Below are 20,490 nucleotides of genomic sequence, written 5' to 3'. Positions count from 1 at the left end.
TTCCTACTTCTGCGCCACGTCATCCTTCTCCCAGCCGCCGCCGAGCGCCAGAAACAGGTTGATCTGTCCCATGGCCACCTGGGTGTTGGCTTCGGCCATTTGTGCGCGCACGTCGGTGTAAGTGCGTGTGGCTTGCAGGTCAGCGAGGAACGAGGCGCGTCCGGCCTGATAGAAGCGGTGGGTCTGGTCAGCCGCTTCCTTGGCCGATTGTTCGGCTTCCTTGAGAGCATCGCGACGGTCGAGCAGGGCGGTGTATTGCGCCAGACCAGTCTGGGTTTCACGGATGGCGTTGAGCACTACACCGTCAAAGCGCGCCAGAGCAGCCTGGGCCGAAGCTTCGGCCTGATGGATGCGTGCGCGTGAGCCGTTGGACGGGATGGTCCAGTTCAGCAGCGGCCCGAAGCCCCAGCGGTTGGCGGCCGGTTTGCCGAGGTTCTCGATCAGGCCGGTAGTGCCGATGCTCGCGCCGATGCTGATGTCCGGATACAACTCGCCGGTGGCAACACCGATCTGCGCAGTCGACATCGCCAGATGACGTTCAGCCTGACGCACATCCGGGCGGCGTTTGAGCAGTGTTGCGCCGTCGCCTACCGGCATGACCTGCGCAATGTGCGGCAGCGCATTGCAGCTGCTGACCCCGGCGGACAGTTGCTCTACAGGTTTGGCCAGCAGCATCGACAGGCGGAACATCGCCGCCTGACGCCGCGCTTCGTAACGGGGCATTTCGGCGCGCAATGACTTGAACTGCGTCTGTGAACGAGTGACCTGGGTTTCATCGCCACGCCCGGCATCGCGCAGGCGCTGGTTGAGGGGCACGCTCTGTTGCTGCAGGTCCAGCGATTCGCGGGCGATATCGAGTTCTTCGTTGGCAGCGCAAATCTGCGTGTAGGCGCGCACCACATCGGCGACCACGGTGATACGTGCCGTATCCACCGCCGCCTGATTGGCATCGACATTGGCCTGCGCTGCTTCGATGCCGCGCTGCAAGGTGCCGAACAGATCGAACTGATACGACGTAGTCAGACCCACATCCCCGACGTTGGCGACCGGCACCTTGTTGGTCAGCAGAAACGCTTCGCCTGATTCCTGCACGCGCTGTGCGCCGATTTTCGCGCCGTTGGTAAATCCGCCCGCCGCCTCGGCCTCCGAGGTCTGGTAGCGGGCGCGCTGCAGGTTGGCGGCGGCGATGCGCAGGTCGGTATTAGAGGCAATGGCCTGGCGCACCAGTTCATCCAGACGCGCATCCTGATACAGCCGCCACCAGTGCGCAGGCACCGGGGCCGATACCGTATTGACCGAGCGCCCGGCCAGTTCGCCCTGTAAATCCGGACGATTGATCGCGCCATCCTTGGGCAGTTGGTAATCCGGCCCGACTACCTGACAGGCCGACAACACGGCAGTAAAACCGAGTGCGGCCATGCGTAAGGCACGTTTCATCGTGTGCCCTCCTGCGTATCGTCGATGATTGACACCGTTGCAGTACGCCCGGCGATCATACGGAAGTCGGCAGGTACGTCATCAAAGGCAATGCGTACCGGAATGCGCTGTGCCAGACGCACCCAACTGAAGGCCGGGTTGACGTTGGGCAGCAGGTTCGAGCCACTGCTGCGGTCGCGGTCTTCGATGCCGGCAACGATGCTCACCACATGGCCGGTCAGCCGTGCGTTGTCACCGATGACGCGAATGTCGACGCCCTGGCCGACATGAATGCCGTCCAGTTTGGTTTCTTCGAAATAGCCGTCGATATGGAACGATGCGGCATCGACCACCGATAACACCGGACGCCCGGCGGTGACAAATTCATGGTCGCGGGGCGCGCGGTCGTTAAGGTAGCCGTCCACCGGGCTGCGGATCACCGAACGATCCAGATTCAGCTGCGCGGCATCCACTGCGACCTTTGATTCACCGAGCGCAGAAAGGGCACGCGCTTCGCGGGACTGGCTTTCTTCCAGTTGCTCACGCGCCACCAGGTTGCCCAGGCCACGGTTACGCCTGTTCTCGCGGCGTGCCTGCTCCCAGGTTTCCTGGCGCTCGGCGACTGTCGCCTGCGCCTGACGCAAGGCCAGGCGGAAGCGGTCCTGATCGATGGTGAACAGCACCTGGCCCTTGTGTACGGGCTGATTGTCGGTGACCTCGACCTTCTGGATTAGCCCGGACACGTCCGGCGCGATCTGCACGATATCGGCGCGAATATGCCCATCGCGGGTCCACGGCGCGTACATGTAATACATCACCATGCGCCATACAACGACGGCAGCCAGAGTGACAACCAGCAGGGTCAGGACCACGCGGCCCAGTGTCAGTATCGGTTTTTTCATGTCATCAGGTATCGACTTAGAGTATCCACGGCGCCGAGCAACAAAGCGTATAGACCTACGTTGAACAAAGCCCGGTGCCAGACCAGACGGTAGAAGTGGGCACGCGACAGCAGCGCGTGCACGGCGAGAAACAGCAGATAGGCGATGCCCATCATCGCCAGGAACGTGGGGATGAAGATCCCGCTGATATCCAGATCACCGATCACAGGGGCGCTCCATCGATGTTATGCGGCAGTTGCTCGGTCAGTTCGCCGCCCACGGTGACAATCTCGACCCCCGGCAACAAGGCCAGACGCAGGCCGCTGAGGGCGTGCAACAGATGCAACCGGGCCGGGTTGTCGCCCATCTCCTGAGCCGTCAACGAACGGCGTGCGCGGTCCATGGCCATCAGCAGGCCGCGGGGCGCGGGCAGCCTTTCACCGGCCTTGCGACAGTGTTTGAAATAGCCGCTGACTTCATCGATCACCTGACGCAACAGCACTTGGGCCGCAGGCGTGGCGCGTCGGGTGTAGGCCAGCAGGTCGAGCATGTTCAGCGCGACGCGCAATTCACGCAGGGCAATCCCGGTGTCCTGCGCGGTGAGTGTCAAACGCGGCAACTGCTGCATCAAACTGTCGAGCATTTGCACGCCCATGCGCCGGTGTTCGGCCAGAGACGCGTCTTCGCTAAGGCTGGCGATGTCACGCCAGCTGAAACGGGTCAGACGCTTGACCGCCAGTTCAACCCCGAACGGGCGGAACACCAGCGTCCAGATAAAGGCGAACAACAGCCCGGCAGGTCCGGCCAGGTTGGAGTTGAGAAAGTTCATGAAGTCCGCGTCGTAGGCGCTCTGAATGCTGATGAACGACGAGGTGTTGACGATGGTCAGCAGCGTGCCGAGAAAGAAGCGCGGTTGCACAGTCAGGGTGCCGACGCAGATGAAGGGCACCGCAAAGGCCAGCACCAGCATCGGAAAGTCGTGCAGGTTAGGCAGCACCACGAACAGGTACAGGCTGGCAAATACCACCGAAAGCAGAGTCCAGAAAAAGAACCGGTAGATTTGCGGGGCAGGGTCGTCTATGGCTGCAAAGAAGCTGCACGACACCGCTGCCAGCGCCACGGCACTGGCGCCGTCTTTCCAGCCCAGCAGAATCCACAACACCGATGCAGCGATGATCGCCAGCACCGTCGAGGTCACTGAATAGAGCATCAGGCCGCGGTCCAGAAACGGCGTCAACCGACCCAGACGCCAGTGGCGATAGACCGCTCTCCATGGCGATTGATCGTCTGTCTTGATCGCATATTGCAGGGTCCGGCAATCCAGCCACAGGTCGATCCACTCGCCGAGCCTGAAAAGCGTGTTGGAGAGCAGCAGCTGATCGCGGTCGTCCAGTTGCGTAGAGTTCGGCTCAAGGCGTTCCAGCTCATCATGCAGCTGTTGCCATTGCTCCCGTTGCGGGCCGTCGGCAGTGCTTTCAAGCCAGTCGCAAGCCTTTTGCAGCACGGGTTTCAGGCTGGCCAACAGCTCAGGCGTGCGTCGCTCCAGCGCCCACAATGCGTCATCCAGTGCATCGATGACCGGCAAGAGATGGATCATCCGGCCGCGCAGCTCATTGGCGTTGCGTACGGTTTGCTTGCGTGCGCCCTCGTGGCTCAACTGGCCGATCATCATTTCCAGAGAGTTGAAGCTGCCAACCATCGAATTGCGCAGTGCGCCGATTTCCTCGGGCTGACAGGTGCGGCTGATAAAGCGCTGGCTGTAGGTCGAGGCGTCACTGAACCATTTTTCCGTGGTGGCCTGAAATACCGGTGCCAGACGTCTGGGCCAGAACATTGCACCCACGACGGCGGCGCAGATGATGCCGAGGAAAATCTCTTCGGTACGCGACACGGCGATGTCGAACACGGCCTGCGGGTTGTCGACCACCGGCAGGGAAATCAGCGGCATGGTGTAACCCGCCAGCATCAGTGCGTAGCTGTTGGCGGTGCGCAAGTGCAGGGAAAGGAACAACAGGGTGCCGGTCCACAGTCCGACCACGATGGCCAGTAGCAAGGGCGTCTGTACGAACATCGGTACCAGCAGCACCGACGCCGCTGCACCGGCCAGGGTGCCGGCGGCCCTGTACAGGGCTTTGGAGCTGGTCGGGCCGACAAAGGGGCTGGAGACAATGTACACCGTGGCCATGGCCCAATAGGGGCGAGGCATTTCCATCAACAGCGCGATGTACAGCGCCAGCATCGACGCGCCGAAGGTACGCACGCCGTAGAACCAGTCGCGTGCCGGTGGGACGCTGGAGAAAAATCCGTTCAAACCTGCCACCCGTGCTCACCTTGTGCAGCCTCGGCGAAGGCCTGAAATACCCGCAAGGTGGCTTCGAGATCGGCAGGTTGAAGGCCCTGAAGCACATCCGCCCGCAGACGCGTCAGCTCCAGTTCTATCGAGCCAGCCAGCGCACGACCCTTGTCGGTCAGGCTGAGGGCCTTGGCGCGGCGATCATTGGGGTCTTCGCTGCGGCAGACGATGCCGGCCTTGCACAGCTGGTCGAGCAGGCGCACCAGTGTCGGGCTTTCCATGCCGGCCGCCTGCGCGACTTTTACCTGATGCACGCCGTCACCCAGGCGCGCAATGGCCAGCAGTGGCCCGGCACATGCTTCAGAAATTTCATAGGTGACCAGTGTTTTCTGGCAAATGCGTCGCCATTGGCGAGAGGCGGCTACCAGGCCGCTACTGACAGCGCGATGCAGTGGGTCGACAAGCATGAATCACCGGGGGCTGAGTCGTGAACAATTTAGTTAGGAACAATATTGTTAGGGAGGATATTAGTAGGATGCTAACTAATATCTCGTAACAAGTTCTTACAGTCAACCCGTAACTGCCCAGTGGGGCTTTTTGGGTTGCAGGCACGCCGGAAAGGGTTTTTTGAGGGGGCGTAGAGGCGATGAACGGCTGTTTGCGTCCGCCTTTAGCGGGGAAAGTTCATTATTTCAAAAAATAATTGCTACCGTTCGTCGGTAATAAGCCCAAAAATCCCGCGCATCTACGCAGCACCATTCAAAAAAATGGCGCGGCACCCGATAAGAGGGTCCTGATGAATCGCCGTCTGCAGCAAATGGATGGCAATCTGCCTTGTGTCGTGATCTGGCATCAAAGTAGTGGCATCGGTCTTTTTGTGGCGGTTTATTGGCGTCATTTCGTTGTCGTTGCTGTTTAAAAAATAAACGATTGAGCCGATAGTCTGGTTGACCACAACGGGCCAGCACGCCCGTTCCAGAGCCATTCTGTCGGTGCGCAATGCGTACCTTGCGAGCTACTCCATGATCGACCTTGCCACCTGGAATCTTTCCGTCCCTGTCGGAAGTCCCGCGACCATCATCGAAACCCCCAAGTTGGTTAAGGGTTATCGGGATGGCTATTTTCAATCCGGGGATACGCTGTTTTTCTGGGCACCGGTGACCGGTTCCACCACAGAGAACGCCAAGTACCCGCGCTCCGAATTACGCGAGACGACGTCCGATGGCAGGGTCTTCAACTGGGCCTACTCAAGCGCTGACAATTTTCTGCGCGCGACGCTGGAGGTCGATCAAGTGCCTTCCACGGGCAAAATCGTGATCGGTCAGATTCACTGCTACCAGAGCACCGAGCCGCTGCTGAAGGTGGAGTACCAGTACAAGGAGAAGCTGCAGACCGGCAATATCGTCGCCAAGTTTCGTCGTACGCCAGACTCGGAAATCGAGGTCATTACCATTGCGCAGGGCGTGCCGCTCAACAAGCAGTTCAACTACACCATCAACCTGTCGCCCAGCGGCGACCTGACGGTCAATGCCTTCGACGCAGTCTGGTACGCCAAGCTGGATTCAGCCTGGGCCAGTAAACTGTTCTACTTCAAGGCAGGGGTCTATACCCAGGACAATACCGGTTACACCACTGAAGGCGGTTCGGCCACTTTCTACAAGCTGGCCATTGCCCACGAGAAAAAGAATTGATCGTTACGGTCTGGAAGATTCAGACCGCTGGAAATATCAGACTGAAGCAGATTCTGCCGGCTGCGGGTTGAGCCACTTCGACCCGCCCGCCATGCAGGTGCATGATTGCTGTAACAATGGCCAGCCCCAGGCCGTTGGAGTCCGAGCGCTCATGGCGCGAGGCGTCACCCCGATAGAAGCGGTCGAACAGTCGCGCGAGCGTGGCTTGGGGTAATACCGGGCCCTGATTTTCTACCTCGATTCGCCACTGACGATCAACTGCCGCAACACGAATCAGGATTTCGCTGTTTTCATTCGCATAGCGAATTGCGTTGGCGACCAGATTGCTCAGTGCACGGCGCAGCAGGATCGGGTCGGCCAGCAACGTGCCTTGTCCGCTGTGGCTCAGCCGCAGATTACGCTCTTCAGCCAGCCCTTCGAAATAACCGGCCACGCGTTGCAATTCATCGTGCAGGTCCAGCGGCTGGCGTTCCAGCGCGGCCTGGGCTTCGTCCGCTCGTGCCAGAAACAGGATGCTTTCCACCAGCCTTGAAATACGTTCCAGCTCTTCCAGATTGGAAGCCAGCAGGGCTTGATATTCGTCGGCGCTACGGTTCTGGCGCAAGGCAACCTGGCAGTGGCCCATCAGCGAACCGACCGGCGTACGAATCTCGTGGGCCAGATCGGCGGAGAACTGCATCAGGCGTCGATAGCCATCGTCCAGACGGTCAAGCATGGCATTGAAGGCATCGCTCAATTGTTGCAGCTCGACAGGCGTGTCGTGGCTGTCGAGCCGTTTGTGCAGGCTGGCCGGGGTTATTGCGGCAGCGTGGGCGGCCATTCTGCGCAGTGGGCGCAAGCCGCGTCGCAGCAATATGTAACCCAGCACGGCGGTAATCAGGAACGCCAGCGCAACGGCGATATAAATGCTCTGCCGGAAGCTGGCGAGCATGGCCATCTCCTTGACCATCAGGTGCGCGGCCTGCAAACGCACTGCAACGCCATTGGACATTACTTGCACCGCCGCGGCACGCAACGGCACGCCTTGCAGGCTCAGGCCGCTGCGCAGGTCCTCGACTCGTAAAGGCTGATCCTGCGCCACGGTCGGCAGTTCTGGCAGTGGCGCGGGTTGCGGGTTGACCGATATCACCGGTGGCTTGCCCGGTTCGCCGATGATGAAAATATCTTCCTCGCTGTCGAGCATGTTCTCGAACAGTTGCGGGCTGCCTTTGAGGTTGTCCATCGTCAGGTCATAGCGCAACAGCTTGCGGAAATGATCGAGCCGCGCCAGTACCGCGTGGTCGCTGCGTTGCATGACCGTTTCTTCTATGGACTGGTACAGATAAAGCCCCGCGCCGCTGACCGTAAGCATCGCCACCAGCGCGAAGGCGAGGGTAGAACGCAGGGTCAGGGAAGGCTGGCGTCGCATGGCCGCACCTCGCACACATAACCGATACCGCGTACGGTGTGGATGAGCTTGACCGGGTAGGGCAGGTCGACCTTGCTGCGCAGGCGCTTGATGGCGACGTCCACAACATTGGTGTCACTGTCGAAATTCATGTCCCAGACTTCCGAGGCAATCTGTGCCCTGGACAGTACGTCGCCTTCGCGGCGCAATAACAGGTGCAGCAGGGCGAACTCCTTGTTGGTCAGCACGATAACCTGCTGCTGACGCGTCACGCGGCGGCGCAGCAGGTCCAGTTCAAGGTCGGCCAGATGAAAATGGTCTGCCTCGCGCACCACGCCCCGGCGCAGGATGGTGCGGATGCGCAGCAGCAGTTCAGTGAAGGAAAACGGCTTGACCAGATAATCGTCAGCGCCGAGCTCCAGCCCGCGAATCCGGTCCTGCAACTGGTCGCGAGCGGTCAGGAATAGCACCGGCACGTCCTGCCGGGCGCGCAGCACTTCGATGATCTGCCAGCCATCGATGCCTGGCAGCATCACATCCAGCACGATCAGGTCGTAGCGGTTTTCCAGTGCCAGGTGCAGGCCGTCGGCACCGTGCTGGGTCCAGTCGACCTTGTAGCCGGATTCACCCAGGCCCTTCTTCAGGTATTCACCGGTTTTGGTGTCGTCTTCAATCAGCAGGATATGCATCGTTTTGTCCGCTACGCTTTTGCAGGCACCCACGGTGCACCGATGCCGAAGTCTAACCAGTTGCCGACAAGGTGTCCGGCGAATGACAAAAATGTCATTGCCCGGTCATTCTGCGGTGCCGGTAACGGTGCAAGGATGGGTTCCAGATATCAACTGCCAAGGAAGTACCGATGAAGACTGCACTCTCTACAACGTTCGGCCTGCTGTTGCTCAGCGCTGCTGTCATGACTCAGGCTGCTGACATGAAGGTGGTTAAACCGATGCGCGGGACCGTCGACAGCGTCAGCGCCGACACCCTCGATTTCACCACCCGCTCGGGTCAGCACGAAAGTATCAAGCTGACTGACAAGACCGGTATTCGTCTTGTGTCCGAAGCTGACTTCAAGCAAATCAAAGGTGACAGTTTTGTCGGTTCGGCTGCCATCCCGCAGGCGGACGGCACACTGAAAGCGCTGGAGGTGACCGTTTTTGAAGCCAGCCTCAAAGGCAGCGGCGAAGGCCACTATGGCTGGGAAAACGCTGATGGCAGCACCGGCACCATGACCAATGGCACCGTTGGCACGTTGGCTGGCACCGATGGCCGCACGCTGACCGTCAAATACGAGGGTGGCGAGAAGAAGCTGGTGGTGCCGCAGGATGTGCCTATCGCCTACGTCGAGCCAGGCAAGGTTGATCAGTTGACCAAAGGCGCCAAGGTCGTGGTGTTCCCGGCTGACGACGGCAAGTCGGCACGCGGTGTGGCAGTCGGCAAGGACGGGTTTACCCCGCCGATGTAATCGCAGCCGAGGCTGTCAGTGGCAGGCTGCTGCTGACATCCTCGATTACACCTGATCTAGAGGGATCTGCGCATGAAAACCCGCCCTATTCACCCGTGGCCGGTGCGCCTGACGCATTGGGTCAATGCCGTGGGCATGGTCTGCATGTTCATGAGCGGTTGGGCTATTTATAACGCGTCGCCACTGATGCCATTCACCTTTCCCAAATTCCTGACACTCGGCGGCTGGCTGGGCGGCTCGATCGCCTGGCACTTCGCGGTGATGTGGCTGTTGGTGATCAACGGCCTGCTGTATGTGCTGTATGGCGTATTCAGCCGCCACTTCAAACGCGATCTGCTACCTGTTCGACCGTCTGAAGTGAAGCGTGACATGAGTGATGCGCTGCATTTTCGCCTGGCCCACGTCAAAGGCCGTTACAACGCGGTGCAACGGCTGATGTACTGGCTGGTGTTGATCATGGGCGTGCTGGTGGTGGTGTCCGGGCTGGCTATCTGGAAACCGGTGCAGTTTCAGGGCCTGGTTGCCCTGCTGGGCGGGTTCGATTTTGCCCGCTGGGTGCATTTTGGCGCGATGACGGCCATCGGCGCGTTTGTTGTTGTTCATCTGGTGTTGGTCGTGCTGGTGCCCAGTACCTTGTTACCCATGATTACCGGCGGCCGCCAGCCGAACGAAGACGGAACTGCGCAACCATGAACGAACCTCGTAAACGCATCACCCAGCGCATTCGTCTGGAGCCTGCGCAGCAGAGCCAACTGGTCGATATTCAGCGCCGCTCGTTTCTACGCGCCGGGCTGACAGTGGGGGCGATGTCGATGCTCACCGGCTGCAACCTGCAGGATGGCGATCAGGTCGACAAAGTGCTGTGGGCCATGTCGCGCTGGAATGACCGGGTTCAGGCCTGGCTGTTCAACGGCCAGAAACTGGCCCCGACCTACAGCAAGGCGCAGCTGACCAACCCGTTCCCGTTCAATGCGTTCTACCCCGAATACAACGTGCCGGAGGTGGAGCTTTCCGACTATCGGCTGGCGGTGTCCGGGCTGGTGCGTGACAAGCAGCCGTGGACGCTGGATGCACTGCGCAAATTGCCGCAACGCACCGACATCACGCGGTTGATCTGCATTGAGGGTTGGAGCGCGATAGGACAATGGGGCGGTGTGCCGCTGAAGACTTTTCTGGAGTACATCGGTGCCGATACCACGGCACGTTTCGTCGGCTTCAAGTGCGCCGATCGCTATTATTCAAGCCTGGATATGCCTACTGCGCTGCATCCGCAGACATTGCTGGCGCTGGACTTCGGTGAAGTCGCCCTGCCACCGGATTACGGTTACCCGCTGCGGGTGCGAGTGCCGACCAAGCTGGGCTTCAAGAACCCCAAGCACATCGTCGAGATCTTCGTCAGCAACGAGAATCCTGGCGGGTATTGGGAGGATCAGGGCTACAACTGGTTCAGCGGGATCTAGGCGCGGACGCAGAGCGTCCAGAAGGGCATTCGACGCAGAGCGTCGCACGATGGCGGTAGTGAGACTATCGTTCCTCACGCTCCGCGTGGGAATGCTGTTCGTGACGCTCTGCGTCACATGGCGGTTTTTTCTTTGTCAGGTGAATTGAGGTTCGGCTCAGGTCACCTTTTCGCCCCTCGGCGAGTTACTTTGATGAGGCCAAAGTAACCAAATCCTTTCGCTCCTGTTTCCGGCCCGACTTCGTCGGGTTCCTTCGTCCTGGCACTGACGTCGCACTCTGCGTCGTCAGTGCCATCGTGGTTGAAAAGCATTTCGGTGGTAGTTAATGCGATTTTGACTATCGTTCCTCACGCTCCGCGTGGGAATGCCGTTCGTGACGCTCTGCGTCACATGGCGGTTTTTTCTTTGTCAGGTGGATTGAGGTTCGGCTCAGGTCACCTTTTCGCCCCTCGGCGAGTTACTTTGATGGGGCCAAAGTAACCAAACCCCCTCGCTCCTGTTTCCGGCCCGACTTCGTCGGGTTCCTTCGTCCTGGCACTGATCCGGGGGTCGCCGCAACGGGCCATCCATGGCCCGGTGCGGCTAGCCTGGCGTCCTGCCAGGCTACCCCCGGATCAGCGCCAGGACTCAGCCGTCACTAACGTCGCACTCTGCGTCGTCAGTGCCATCGCGGTAAAAAAGCGCTTTCAGGTGCAGTAACCGCTGGTACGGCAAAAAGCCGCACTTCGAACAGGCGCGGCGCTTCGGATCAATTCAGGCCCAGTTTGCCGCGCAGGGTCGAGAGGTCTTCGGCCAGGGTGTTGACCGGGCCGACCAGGGCTTTGCGGTCGTTCTCTTTCACCTTGTCGTAGGTTTCAAAGCCACCGTCCTTGGTCTTGTACTTGGCCAGAATCTTGTCCACGGTGGCAAAGTTCTTGTCGACTTTGCTGGAGAAGGCTTTGTCCTGCTGCTCGATCTGCGGGCGGAACAGGTCGACGATTTTCTTCGCGCCGTCGATGTTGCCCTGGAAGTCGTACAGGTCGGTGTGGCTGTAACGGTCTTCTTCGCCGGAGATCTTGGTCGCCGCCACTTCTTCCAGCAAGGCGGCTGCGCCACCGACGACTTTTTCAGGCGGGAAGGTCAGTTCGGCTACGCGCTTTTCCAGGTCCTTGACGTCGCTCATCAGTTTGTCGGCGATAGGGCCCTGGTCCTTGGTGGTGTTCTGCGAGAACAGCGCGTACTCCAGACGATGGAAACCGGTGAAGTCTTCTGCCGTGACGCCTTGTTCGTGGTCGTCGACGCGTGAGTCGATGGACGCGTCCAGGTCACTGAACAGTTCGGCAATCGGCTCTACCGACTCGTAGTACACGCGGGTAGGGGCATACAGCTTTTTGGCCGTCGCGATGTCGCCCTTCTTAACGGCATCGGTGAACTTCTGAGTGTGGCTGACCAGTTCTTCGATGTTTTCGGTCACGTAAATCTTGTAGTCCGAAACCGGACCTACCAGGTCCAGCGGCGCGGTGGCGGCAAAGGCAGCCAGTGGCGTCTGGAGCAGGCCAAGGGTCAAGAGCAAAGCCAGGGGCGTCTTTTTCATGGGTGTCTTCCGGGTCTGGAGTGGGTAGGTCATGCGGTTTTAGTGGGCGAAGCAGCTGCCAGCAGCGAGCGGCCGATGAAATCCTGGTCACCGGTTACCCCCGGCAGGGTGAAGAAATAACCACCACCGACCGGCTTGAGGTATTCCTCCAGCGGCTCGCCGTTGAGGCGGCTCTGAACGGTGATGAAGCCTTTTTCCAGGTCAGCCTGATAGCAGATGAACAGCAGGCCCATGTCCAGCTGACCGTTCTTGTTCACCCCGTTGGAGTAATTGAACGGACGGCGCAGGATCAGGTTGCGCTGGCTTTCTGCGGTACGCGGGTTGGCCAGGCGGATGTGCGAATCCAGTCGGGTTTTCTTGCCTTCCGGGTCTGCCGCGTAGTTGGGTACGTCGGTCTCGACCTTCCCGTCCATAGGTGCACCGGTGCTTTTGCTGCGGCCGAAAATCGATTCCTGCTCCTGCAATGGCGTGCGGTCCCAGCGTTCCACGAAGTTACGGATGATTCGCACGGCCTGATAGCTGCCTTTGGCGGCCCACGCTGGCTCGTCGCTACCCGGCTGCACCCAGATCAGCTCGTTCATGGTCTTCTGGTTGTTGGAATCCGGATTTGCCGAGCCATCCCGGAAACCGAGGAAATTGCGCGCGCTTTCCGGCGGCTGACCGGGCTTTTTCGGTGCCTGGGGCGGCACGGTGCCTTCCTGTTTCCAGCGCACCAGCAACAGGTCAGGCAGGTTCTTGACGATGTCGCGCAGGGCGTGAATGTTGCTGTCGGCGGTGTTGGCGCAGAACTGGATGCTCAGGTCGCCATGGCAACTGGCCGGATCCAGCGCGTCGTTGGGGAAGCCGGTCATGCGGATCAGGCGTCTGGGTTTGACCGGGGTCAGGCCAAAGCGCTCATCGAACAGCGATTCGCCTACCGACACGGTAATGGTCAGGTTATCCGGGGTGACCACAGGGCCAAGAATGCCGGAATCAGGCGGTGGCAGTTTCGGGTCGATCTCCGGCACCGGGCCGCCGGTCATCAGGAACGCGATGCGCTCATTGAGCGTGCGGAACAGGCGCTCGAGATCTTCGCGGTCGGCAGCCAGCACGTCGAACGCGACCAGCATGCCTGCGGCCGGACGCGGGTTGACGATGCCGGTCTGATGCAGGCCATGAAAGTCGTTGTGGTCCTGGGTCTTTTCACTGTTCGGTGCTTCGGTGACTTGCGCCGGCGTTGCGGCCAGTACGTTGCCGCTCAGGCTGCTGCCAGCCAGCGCGGCACCGGCAGCACCGAGACCCATCAGGACACGGCGACGCTGTATTGAAGCGGGGGCGTTAGTGGCTTCTGGACTGTTGTCTGGGTTTTTCATCGTAGTGTGCTGTGCTCCAGTGAATCAGAGGTCAGAAAGGCCAAGTGCCGCGTCGATGCCATTGAGTGCGTCAGCCAGAGCGCCAGCCTTGGCAGCGATCTGCTTGCGCTGCGTCTCGTCCACCTGGTCATAGGGGCGCATGCCTCCCTCAGTGGTGCTCAACGCATCAAGTGTGGTGTCCAGATCAGCCATGGCCGCATCGATCTTCTGCAGCAGATCGGCAGCACTGCGGGTCAACAACGGACGCAGCAGATCGACGATTTTGCGGGTTCCGTCCAGATTGGCGGCAAAGCCGTTGAGGTCGCTGTGGCTGTAGCGTTCTTCTTCGCCGTTGCTGCGTACGTCAGCCAGGCTGCGCATCGTGCGGGTGGCGATGGCGGCCAGTTGTTCGGGGGCCAGCGATTGCGCCATCAACTGCTGTTTGAGCTGAGTGACATCGGTTTGCAGGCGCTGCGCGACGGGCGACAGGCCCTCGACGCTGTGCTGATCGAACAATGCGTATTCAATGCGATGGAAGCCGGTAAAGCCCGGATCCTGTTCACGCTTCTCGTAGTAATCGGCGCGGGCGTTGATGGCGTTGTCCAGTTCCGAGAGGCGCTGAGCAGCCGGAGCAATACGCTGATACGCGGTGCGGGCGGGCAGGTAGGCCGCCTGAGCGGCGCTCAGGTCGCCAGCTTCAATGGCTTGTTGCAGAGCCGTCACGGCCTTGATCAGCGCCGAACCTTGCAGGCTCAGGTACACCCGGTATTCGGAAAGAGGGCCGATGAAGGCGGTCATCGACGGGCGCGCCTTGGCTTTTGCATCGGACTCGGCGGTCGGGGTGACGTGCAAGGTGCCGCGCGGGTTGCTGAGCAGGCCGCAGGTAATCGCGTAATCGCCGGGTGCCAGGTTGGCATTGATCACCTGGCTCAACCCCGGCGCAATGTTTTCCCGCTCTTCAACCACCAGCACGCCATCGAGAATTTCCCATTCGACGGCGCGTTCCGAGCGGTTGACGATGCGGAAGGCATTCTTGCCCGCCGCCACCGTCAGCACATTTGGCTCACAGTTGCGGGCGTGAATATTGACCACGGTTTCAGTGCCGGCATTGGCCGCGCGCTTTTTTGCCGCGACCTGCGAGGCGTAATAGAACAGCCCGCCTGCGGCAATCATCAGGATCACCGAACCGGCGACAGCCAATTGCAGGACACGGGGCGGCCGGGCGTTCTCGGAAGGCCCTGGGGTACGGATAGACATGGGTGCCCTTATTCGTTCGTCACAGAAGATGTTTTCGGCTGTACGGTCTTGCCGGACGCCGGGGTGTGCGGCATGAAGAACAGCAGCAGCGCCCCGATCAGGTAAATCAGGTAGACGCTCAAGGTGCTGACGGTCGGAGCGTCCTGGTAACCGAACATGCCAGCCAGTACCGAGCCGGCAGGCCCGTCCATCGGCAACAGTGCGCTGATGTCGAAAACCACTTCCTGCAGATGATTCCAGACTCCGGCTTCATGTAGCGCCTGAACGGAATTAGCGAGAATGCCCGCGGCCACCACCAGAATAAACAGCCCGGTCCAGCGGAAAAACAGGCTCAGGTTCAGACGCATGCTGCCGCTGTAAATGGCCACGCCGAAGCCCACGGCCAGCAACAGCCCGAGCAGGGCACCCAGCGGCGCGCCCGAGCCTTCACTCTGCTGGAATACTGCGAGCAGAAAGAATACGGTCTCCAGCCCTTCGCGGGCCACGGCGAAAAACACCATGGCGATCAACGCGTAGGTCTGGTTTTTCGAGCCGGTGAGGGCAGCGTCCAGAGACTCATGCAAAGCGTGCTTGATCGAGCGGGCGACCTTGCGCATCCAGAACACCATCGAGCTTAAAATGCCCACGGCGATCATGCCGACAATGCCTTCGAACAATTCCTGTTGCTTTTGCGGGAACTCGGCGCTCATCAACTCAAGCCCGCCACCGACGAACAGCGACAGCGCGGCAGCGAGGAACACGCCGATCCACACCGCAGGCATCCACTCGCCGCGGCCGGTCTGCTTCAGGTAACTGGCGATAATGCCAACAATCAGCGCGGCTTCGATGCCTTCGCGCAGCATGATCAAAAACGGAACGAGCATATCTCACCGGGTCAAAACTGTAGGCTGAACGTGCTTCAGCGAGCTATAAGCCGGAAACACTGCGTAACATAATGATACTCATTCTTGACTGCGGGTAGTTGTTTTTTATCTGCATCCCGGTTTTGGCAGGTTGTTCAGGTCAGGTTCAGCTGGGCTGGCTTGAGCGTAATAAATACCGGGGCGGCCTACTGTGTGGTCTGACATGCCTATTTCAATTTGGGAAAACACGATGTCATCAGAATCAGACGCACCTGATAGCGAGTGCGTACCGCCACGTGACGCGAACGCTGCTGCACATGCAGAGGCGGTCGAAATGCTCAAAGCCATCGACAGGCGATGGGAATTACTGATCAATCACGTCGGCCCCTGCCTGCACCCGGTCACTGCCGCGCAGGATCCATTTCAGGCGCTGATCAAGGCCGTCGCCTATCAGCAACTGCATGCCAAAGCGGGTGACGCTATGGTGATGAGGCTGCGCGCGCTGTTTCCAGACGCAACCTTTCCGGCCGCGCAGGCATTGATCGATCTGGATGAGCAAACACTGCGCTCCTGCGGTTTCTCGGCGTCCAAATGTCGAGCGATCAAAGCCATTGCCGCGGCACGGGTCGATGGTCTTGTCCCCGATGTCAGCGCTGCATTGGCCATGAGCAATGAAGCGCTTGTCGAACGCCTCATACAGTTGCCGGGCGTAGGTCGCTGGACGGTTGAGATGATGCTCATTTACGGTCTGGGCCAGATGGACGTAATGCCCGCCAGCGACTATGGCGTGTGCGAAGGCTATCGACGGCTGTATGCTCTTGAACTCAAACCGGGTCATAGGGAAATGGCCAGAATTGGCGAACGGTTCGGCCCTTACAGGACGATTGCCGCCTGGTATTTGTGGCGAGTACCGGCCAACTTCAGCGACATCGATTTATCTCGAATTTGAGAGCAAGACTCGGAGTGCCTGTGTGTTGCGACAGGGATAGGCTCATCGAAACCCAAGACAGGCCATCAGCATGGAAAACATGAAAGGCACGTTGAAAACGCGTGCGCCACGAACCGAAGAGGACCCGCGCTGGGAGATCCTGCTCAATCGTCGTTCAGGCGCGGGCGCTGACTTCGTCTACGGTGTGCTGACAACCGGTATCTATTGCAAGCCCGGCAGCCCTAGCAAACTTCCAAGGCCGGAAAACGTCGTGTTCTTTTCTTCGGCGAGCGAGGCTGAAGCTGCCGGGTTTCGCCTGTCGCGGCGCAGTGGCAGTGATCAGCAAAGCGTGGACCTCAAGCATGCTTCGGCCGTTTCCGAAGCCTGCAGGCTGATAGACGCCTGCGACTCGATGCCCAATCTCGCTGCGCTTGCAGAAAAGGTCGGGATGAGCAGTTTTCATTTTCATCGCACTTTCAAGAAACTCACCGGGTTGACGCCCAAAGCCTACAGCGTCGCGTCCTTGCGCTCGCGAGTGAAAGTCCAGCTTTCCCACGATGTGACCATCACCAGTGCGCTGTATGAAGCAGGTTTCAACTCCAACAGCCGATTCTATGAGGCTTCGCAAAAAATGCTGGGCATGAAACCTTCTGAGTACCGGGCAGGCGGGGCCAATGTCGACATCAGGTTTGCACTGGGTGAAAGCTCGCTGGGTTCGATTCTGGTGGCCAGAAGCCCCAAGGGTATCTGCGCCATTTCACTCGGAGACGACCCCAGTGTGCTGGTCGAAAAGTTTCAGGATCAGTACCCCAATGCCAACCTGATCGGCGGGGATGAAGAGTTTGAACAACTTGTCGCCAGGGTCGTGGGCTTTGTCGAGTCGCCTGCGACCGGACTCGCGCTGCCGCTGGACATCCGCGGCACGGTTTTTCAGGAGCGGGTATGGCAGGCGCTCAGGGATATACCTGCCGGATCGACCGCAACCTACACCGATATCGCCACGCGTATCGGTATGCCCAGCGCAGTTCGCGCAGTGGCGAATGCGTGCGGTGCCAACACGCTGGCAGTTGCCATTCCCTGTCATCGGGTCGTGCGCAGCGACGGGTCGTTATCCGGTTATCGCTGGGGTGTCGAGCGCAAGCGCAAGCTGCTTGAAATCGAAGCTGCCGGGGGAACAGGGCTTCTTTCAGGGCTTTGAACAGCAGCCTGACTCGCCGAGAATCCGGTAGGCCAGCCTTACCCGTTCTTCATTCGGATAGTTCTTGTTGGCCAGAATCACGATGCCGAGCTGTTTTTCCGGTATGAACGCGACATAGCCACCGAAACCGTTGGTTGATCCGGTCTTGTTGACCCAGACCGCAGATTGCGCTGCCTGCGGCGGCTCGATCACTTCGGTTTTGAGGGTGTTCAGCATGGCACTGGCGTTGCCTTCAAGCAGCTGCCCCAAGCCAACCGGCATCGGATACTGCTCCCAGATCAGGTCCTGAGTCATGCCGCCGACTTTGAAATAGCTGATCCGTGTGTCACTGAGAGCGCGTTGCAGCGGCGCGTCGTACTGACCAGGCCCAAGGTGTGCCTCGACAAAACGAATCATGTCCCGCGCACTCGATTTCACGCCGTAGGCTTCACTCGCCAGAGGACCTGGGTTAACCCTGACCGGTTCGTCGAGTTTGTTGTAGCCCTGTGCATAAAACGCCTGCTTTTCGTCGGGCACGGTCACGTAGGTGTTGCTCAGGTTCAGCGCCGGAAACAGACGCTTCTGGAGGGCTTTTTCATACGGCAGCTTCATGCTGCGCGCCGCAACCATACCGAGCAGGCCCACACTGGGGTTGGCATAGGTGCGGTGGGTGCCGGGCAGGTAGTCGGGCTGCCAGGCCTTGAAATAGTCCATCAATTGGCGAGTGTTCTGCACCTTGTCGGGCACTTGAAGGGGGAAACCGCCTGCTGTGTGGGTGCCGAGGTGAAAGACCGGTATTTTGCCCAGACGTGTGTCATTCAATTGCGGCAGGTAGGTGTCGATGCTGTCGGTCAGCGACAACTGCCCATTGGCCTGCGCCCAGGTGGCCAGTGTGGCAGTGAAGGTTTTGCTGATCGAGCCCAGTTCGAACAACGTATCGCTGGACACCGGCTGGCCGGTTGTTTTTGAGGCGACGCCGTAGTTATAGAACTGTTGTGTACCGTTGCGGGTGATGGCGATGGACATGCCTGCAATGTTGTTTTCCTGCATCACCTGCTGCGCAGCTTGCTGCACAACGGCATCAAGGTCAGGTGCCGGGTCTTGAGCGCAGGCAAGGGAAGCGTTCAGCACAAGCGCCGCGCATAACAGTGTCTTATTCCTTGGCATCACATGATTCCTTGTTGTTCTGGGTCGCCGCAGATCATCGAAGAACGCTGTTTTGAAGCCTTGCTGCGGTGGTCGGTGGCGGCGGGTTTGCGTAATATGCTTCCTTTTTTGCGCTTCCTCCACGGGGCGCGGTTCAGGTAACCCATGAAATCAATCCGTATACGCGCCGAAGTCCTGGCCGGGCTCACGACATCCTTTGCCTTGGTGCCCGAGTGCATTGCCTTTGCACTGGTGGCCCATCTCAACCCGCTGATGGGGCTCTACGGCGCGTTCATCATTTGTACGCTGACGGCCCTGTTCGGCGGGCGTCCGGGCATGGTTTCCGGCGCGGCCGGTTCGATGGCGGTGGTAATCGTCGCGCTGGTGGTTCAGCAGGGTGTGCAGTATTTACTGGCGACCGTATTGCTGGGTGGCCTGATCATGATCCTGTTCGGCTTGCTGCGGCTCGGCAAACTGGTGCGGCTGGTGCCTTATCCGGTGATGCTGGGCTTCGTCAACGGCCTGGCGATTGTCATCGCGATGGCGCAACTGGAGCACTTCAAGGTGGGTGAGTCATGGCTCAGCGGTACGCCGCTTTACGTGATGCTCGGGCTGGTGGCGCTGACCATGGCGATTGTCTATCTGTTGCCACGCCTGACCCGCATTGCGCCGCCAGCGCTGGTGGCGATCCTCAGCGTCGGGCTGGCGGTCTACCTGCTCGGCCTGCCGACCCGCACCCTGGGCGACATGGCGCACATTGCCGGTGGCCTGCCGGTATTCGCCATGCCGGACATTCCGTGGAACCTGGACACCCTGCGCATCATCGCCCCATACGCCATCCTGATGGCGCTGGTCGGCCTGCTGGAAACCCTGCTGACCCTGAACCTGACCGACGAGATCACCGAAACCCGTGGTTACCCGGATCGCGAGTGCGTGGCACTGGGCGCTGCCAACGTGGTGTCCGGTGCCTTTGGCGGCATGGGCGGCTGCGCGATGATCGGCCAGACGGTGATCAACCTCAGTTCCGGCGGCCGCGGTCGTGTGTCGGGCGTGGTGGCGGGTTTGATGATCCTGATGTTCGTGCTGTTTCTGTCGCCGCTGATCGAGCGCATTCCATTGGCGGCGCTGGTCGGGGTGATGTTTGTGGTTGCCCAGCAGACTTTCGCCTGGGCATCGTTGCGTGTGCTGCGCAAGGTGCCGGTCAATGACGTACTGGCGATCATTGCCGTGACCGTTGTCACGGTGCTCACCGATCTGGCCACTGCGGTGCTGTTCGGGATCATTATCGCGGCGATCAACTTCGCCTGGCAGCAGGCTCGTGAGCTGTACGCCGACAGCCATGTCGAAGCCGACGGCAGCAAGGTCTACCACCTGCATGGCACGCTGTTCTTCGCCTCGACCACACCGTTTCTCGACCAGTTCAACCCGGCCGAAGACCCGGCGCAGGTGACACTGGATTGCCGCCACCTGAGTTTCGTCGATTACTCGGCCATTGCTGCGCTCAAGACCTTGCGCGAGCGCTATGTCAAAGCGGGCAAGCATTTGCGCGTGGTGCATCTGTCCGAGCGCTGCAAGCGGCTGCTCAAGCGCGCCGGCGTGCAGCACGCATGAGCCTCGTTTCAGGCAGGATGTCTTTTCTCTGA

General features: G+C 59.9%; 21 protein-coding genes. 7 read left to right on the top strand and 14 right to left on the bottom strand.

Features of this window, described 5'->3' with window-relative positions; all coding sequences use genetic code 11:
* Window positions 1-3: 3 nt before the first annotated feature.
* From LJU29_RS17610 to LJU29_RS17585, 6 genes are all read right to left on the bottom strand, one after another.
* Window positions 4-1,437, bottom strand: coding sequence for an efflux transporter outer membrane subunit (locus tag LJU29_RS17610; protein WP_257110998.1), 1,434 nt, complete (start codon window positions 1,435-1,437; stop codon window positions 4-6).
* A complete protein-coding gene (locus tag LJU29_RS17605; protein WP_005744634.1) occupies window positions 1,434-2,318 on the bottom strand; it encodes an efflux RND transporter periplasmic adaptor subunit in 885 nt (294 codons plus the stop codon). The genes LJU29_RS17610 and LJU29_RS17605 overlap by 4 nt, the downstream gene beginning before the upstream one ends.
* The gene (locus LJU29_RS17600; RefSeq protein ID WP_005744635.1) at window positions 2,315-2,524 is read right to left on the bottom strand and encodes a DUF1656 domain-containing protein; all 210 of its coding nucleotides are present in this window, start codon (window positions 2,522-2,524) and stop codon (window positions 2,315-2,317) included. Before LJU29_RS17600 ends, LJU29_RS17605 begins: the two co-directional genes overlap by 4 nt.
* Entirely contained in the window at window positions 2,521-4,608 is a 2,088-nt protein-coding gene (locus tag LJU29_RS17595) for an FUSC family protein (RefSeq protein ID WP_257112778.1), read from the bottom strand. Before LJU29_RS17595 ends, LJU29_RS17600 begins: the two co-directional genes overlap by 4 nt.
* Window positions 4,605-5,057: a MarR family winged helix-turn-helix transcriptional regulator gene (locus tag LJU29_RS17590; RefSeq protein ID WP_257110997.1), complete on the bottom strand. Its 453-nt coding sequence runs from the start codon at window positions 5,055-5,057 to the stop codon at window positions 4,605-4,607. Before LJU29_RS17590 ends, LJU29_RS17595 begins: the two co-directional genes overlap by 4 nt.
* A 278-nt stretch (window positions 5,058-5,335) precedes the next feature.
* The gene (locus LJU29_RS17585) at window positions 5,336-5,575 is read right to left on the bottom strand and encodes a hypothetical protein (RefSeq protein ID WP_306459403.1); all 240 of its coding nucleotides are present in this window, start codon (window positions 5,573-5,575) and stop codon (window positions 5,336-5,338) included.
* A 37-nt stretch (window positions 5,576-5,612) separates the two neighbouring features.
* On the opposite strand from LJU29_RS17585, the gene LJU29_RS17580 reads away from it, so the two are divergent.
* Window positions 5,613-6,281, top strand: a complete 669-nt coding sequence (locus tag LJU29_RS17580) for a polysaccharide lyase family 7 protein (protein WP_005733740.1) — start codon at window positions 5,613-5,615, stop codon at window positions 6,279-6,281.
* A 19-nt stretch (window positions 6,282-6,300) separates the two neighbouring features.
* On the opposite strand, the gene LJU29_RS17575 is transcribed toward LJU29_RS17580, so the two are convergent.
* Both LJU29_RS17575 and LJU29_RS17570 read right to left on the bottom strand, forming a co-directional pair.
* Window positions 6,301-7,689 carry a heavy metal sensor histidine kinase gene (locus LJU29_RS17575; protein ID WP_257110995.1) on the bottom strand — a complete coding sequence of 463 codons (1,389 nt, stop codon included), beginning with the start codon at window positions 7,687-7,689 and terminating at the stop codon, window positions 6,301-6,303.
* Complete coding sequence (locus LJU29_RS17570; RefSeq protein ID WP_002554192.1) at window positions 7,668-8,357, bottom strand: heavy metal response regulator transcription factor; 690 nt, start codon at window positions 8,355-8,357, stop codon at window positions 7,668-7,670. The genes LJU29_RS17575 and LJU29_RS17570 overlap by 22 nt, the downstream gene beginning before the upstream one ends.
* A gap of 170 nt (window positions 8,358-8,527) precedes the next feature.
* Between LJU29_RS17570 and LJU29_RS17565 the strand changes: the two genes are divergently transcribed.
* The 3 genes from LJU29_RS17565 (at window position 8,528) to LJU29_RS17555 (ending at window position 10,593) form a co-directional block, all read left to right on the top strand.
* Entirely contained in the window at window positions 8,528-9,133 is a 606-nt protein-coding gene (locus tag LJU29_RS17565) for a hypothetical protein (RefSeq protein WP_002554191.1), read from the top strand.
* A 72-nt stretch (window positions 9,134-9,205) separates the two neighbouring features.
* Window positions 9,206-9,826: a cytochrome b/b6 domain-containing protein gene (locus LJU29_RS17560; RefSeq protein WP_004657063.1), complete on the top strand. Its 621-nt coding sequence runs from the start codon at window positions 9,206-9,208 to the stop codon at window positions 9,824-9,826.
* Window positions 9,823-10,593: a molybdopterin-dependent oxidoreductase gene (locus tag LJU29_RS17555; protein ID WP_002554189.1), complete on the top strand. Its 771-nt coding sequence runs from the start codon at window positions 9,823-9,825 to the stop codon at window positions 10,591-10,593. The genes LJU29_RS17560 and LJU29_RS17555 overlap by 4 nt, the downstream gene beginning before the upstream one ends.
* 748 nt (window positions 10,594-11,341) lie before the next feature.
* Here LJU29_RS17555 and efeO (LJU29_RS17550) read toward each other — a convergent pair.
* From efeO (LJU29_RS17550) to efeU, 4 genes are read right to left on the bottom strand one after another with little or no spacing between them, the layout of a single operon-like run.
* Entirely contained in the window at window positions 11,342-12,166 is an 825-nt protein-coding gene (gene efeO, locus LJU29_RS17550) for an iron uptake system protein EfeO (protein WP_005754622.1), read from the bottom strand.
* A gap of 29 nt (window positions 12,167-12,195) precedes the next feature.
* Window positions 12,196-13,518: an iron uptake transporter deferrochelatase/peroxidase subunit gene (gene efeB / locus LJU29_RS17545; protein ID WP_257110994.1), complete on the bottom strand. Its 1,323-nt coding sequence runs from the start codon at window positions 13,516-13,518 to the stop codon at window positions 12,196-12,198.
* 24 nt (window positions 13,519-13,542) lie between these two features.
* Entirely contained in the window at window positions 13,543-14,754 is a 1,212-nt protein-coding gene (gene efeO, locus LJU29_RS17540) for an iron uptake system protein EfeO (RefSeq protein WP_257110993.1), read from the bottom strand.
* An 8-nt stretch (window positions 14,755-14,762) separates the two neighbouring features.
* Window positions 14,763-15,617, bottom strand: a complete 855-nt coding sequence (gene efeU, locus LJU29_RS17535) for an iron uptake transporter permease EfeU (protein ID WP_057423622.1) — start codon at window positions 15,615-15,617, stop codon at window positions 14,763-14,765.
* Between the two features lie 313 nt (window positions 15,618-15,930).
* Here efeU and LJU29_RS17530 point away from each other — a divergent pair, with 313 nt between their 5' ends.
* Together LJU29_RS17530 and ada are read left to right on the top strand one after the other, a co-directional pair.
* Window positions 15,931-16,545 (top strand): DNA-3-methyladenine glycosylase family protein, encoded by a 615-nt coding sequence (locus LJU29_RS17530; RefSeq protein ID WP_004657053.1) that lies wholly within the window; start codon window positions 15,931-15,933, stop codon window positions 16,543-16,545.
* Between the two features lie 70 nt (window positions 16,546-16,615).
* Window positions 16,616-17,722 (top strand): bifunctional DNA-binding transcriptional regulator/O6-methylguanine-DNA methyltransferase Ada, encoded by a 1,107-nt coding sequence (ada, locus tag LJU29_RS17525; RefSeq protein ID WP_257110992.1) that lies wholly within the window; start codon window positions 16,616-16,618, stop codon window positions 17,720-17,722.
* On the opposite strand, the gene ampC is transcribed toward ada, so the two are convergent.
* Both ampC and LJU29_RS17515 read right to left on the bottom strand, forming a co-directional pair.
* Window positions 17,711-18,868: a class C beta-lactamase gene (gene ampC, locus LJU29_RS17520; RefSeq protein WP_057453619.1), complete on the bottom strand. Its 1,158-nt coding sequence runs from the start codon at window positions 18,866-18,868 to the stop codon at window positions 17,711-17,713. The genes ada and ampC overlap by 12 nt on opposite strands.
* On the bottom strand, window positions 18,868-19,014 hold the full coding sequence (locus tag LJU29_RS17515) for a hypothetical protein (RefSeq protein ID WP_183135689.1): 147 nt from the start codon (window positions 19,012-19,014) through the stop codon (window positions 18,868-18,870). The genes ampC and LJU29_RS17515 overlap by 1 nt, the downstream gene beginning before the upstream one ends.
* On the opposite strand from LJU29_RS17515, the gene LJU29_RS17510 reads away from it, so the two are divergent.
* Entirely contained in the window at window positions 19,013-20,458 is a 1,446-nt protein-coding gene (locus LJU29_RS17510; RefSeq protein ID WP_122322159.1) for a SulP family inorganic anion transporter, read from the top strand. The two genes, LJU29_RS17515 and LJU29_RS17510, sit on opposite strands and share 2 nt — an antisense overlap.
* The last annotated feature ends 32 nt before the right edge of the window (window positions 20,459-20,490 follow it).

The sequence above is a fragment of the Pseudomonas ficuserectae genome, assembly GCF_024584585.1.
Classification (GTDB): domain Bacteria; phylum Pseudomonadota; class Gammaproteobacteria; order Pseudomonadales; family Pseudomonadaceae; genus Aquipseudomonas; species Aquipseudomonas amygdali.
This window is presented reverse-complemented; position numbering and strand designations above follow the sequence as displayed.

Coding starts and splice junctions, on each gene's coding strand:
- LJU29_RS17510 (WP_122322159.1), top strand. CDS start 19,013: ATGAAATCAATCCGTATACGCGCCGAAGTCCTGGCCGGGCTCACGACA.
- ampC (WP_057453619.1), bottom strand. CDS start 18,868: ATGCCAAGGAATAAGACACTGTTATGCGCGGCGCTTGTGCTGAACGCT.
- ada (WP_257110992.1), top strand. CDS start 16,616: ATGGAAAACATGAAAGGCACGTTGAAAACGCGTGCGCCACGAACCGAA.
- LJU29_RS17580 (WP_005733740.1), top strand. CDS start 5,613: ATGATCGACCTTGCCACCTGGAATCTTTCCGTCCCTGTCGGAAGTCCC.
- efeB (WP_257110994.1), bottom strand. CDS start 13,518: ATGAAAAACCCAGACAACAGTCCAGAAGCCACTAACGCCCCCGCTTCA.
- LJU29_RS17590 (WP_257110997.1), bottom strand. CDS start 5,057: ATGCTTGTCGACCCACTGCATCGCGCTGTCAGTAGCGGCCTGGTAGCC.
- LJU29_RS17515 (WP_183135689.1), bottom strand. CDS start 19,014: ATGGGTTACCTGAACCGCGCCCCGTGGAGGAAGCGCAAAAAAGGAAGC.
- LJU29_RS17610 (WP_257110998.1), bottom strand. CDS start 1,437: ATGAAACGTGCCTTACGCATGGCCGCACTCGGTTTTACTGCCGTGTTG.
- LJU29_RS17570 (WP_002554192.1), bottom strand. CDS start 8,357: ATGCATATCCTGCTGATTGAAGACGACACCAAAACCGGTGAATACCTG.
- LJU29_RS17565 (WP_002554191.1), top strand. CDS start 8,528: ATGAAGACTGCACTCTCTACAACGTTCGGCCTGCTGTTGCTCAGCGCT.
- LJU29_RS17560 (WP_004657063.1), top strand. CDS start 9,206: ATGAAAACCCGCCCTATTCACCCGTGGCCGGTGCGCCTGACGCATTGG.
- LJU29_RS17530 (WP_004657053.1), top strand. CDS start 15,931: ATGCTCAAAGCCATCGACAGGCGATGGGAATTACTGATCAATCACGTC.
- LJU29_RS17605 (WP_005744634.1), bottom strand. CDS start 2,318: ATGAAAAAACCGATACTGACACTGGGCCGCGTGGTCCTGACCCTGCTG.
- efeU (WP_057423622.1), bottom strand. CDS start 15,617: ATGCTCGTTCCGTTTTTGATCATGCTGCGCGAAGGCATCGAAGCCGCG.
- LJU29_RS17575 (WP_257110995.1), bottom strand. CDS start 7,689: ATGCGACGCCAGCCTTCCCTGACCCTGCGTTCTACCCTCGCCTTCGCG.
- LJU29_RS17585 (WP_306459403.1), bottom strand. CDS start 5,575: ATGGCTCTGGAACGGGCGTGCTGGCCCGTTGTGGTCAACCAGACTATC.
- efeO (WP_005754622.1), bottom strand. CDS start 12,166: ATGAAAAAGACGCCCCTGGCTTTGCTCTTGACCCTTGGCCTGCTCCAG.
- LJU29_RS17555 (WP_002554189.1), top strand. CDS start 9,823: ATGAACGAACCTCGTAAACGCATCACCCAGCGCATTCGTCTGGAGCCT.
- efeO (WP_257110993.1), bottom strand. CDS start 14,754: ATGTCTATCCGTACCCCAGGGCCTTCCGAGAACGCCCGGCCGCCCCGT.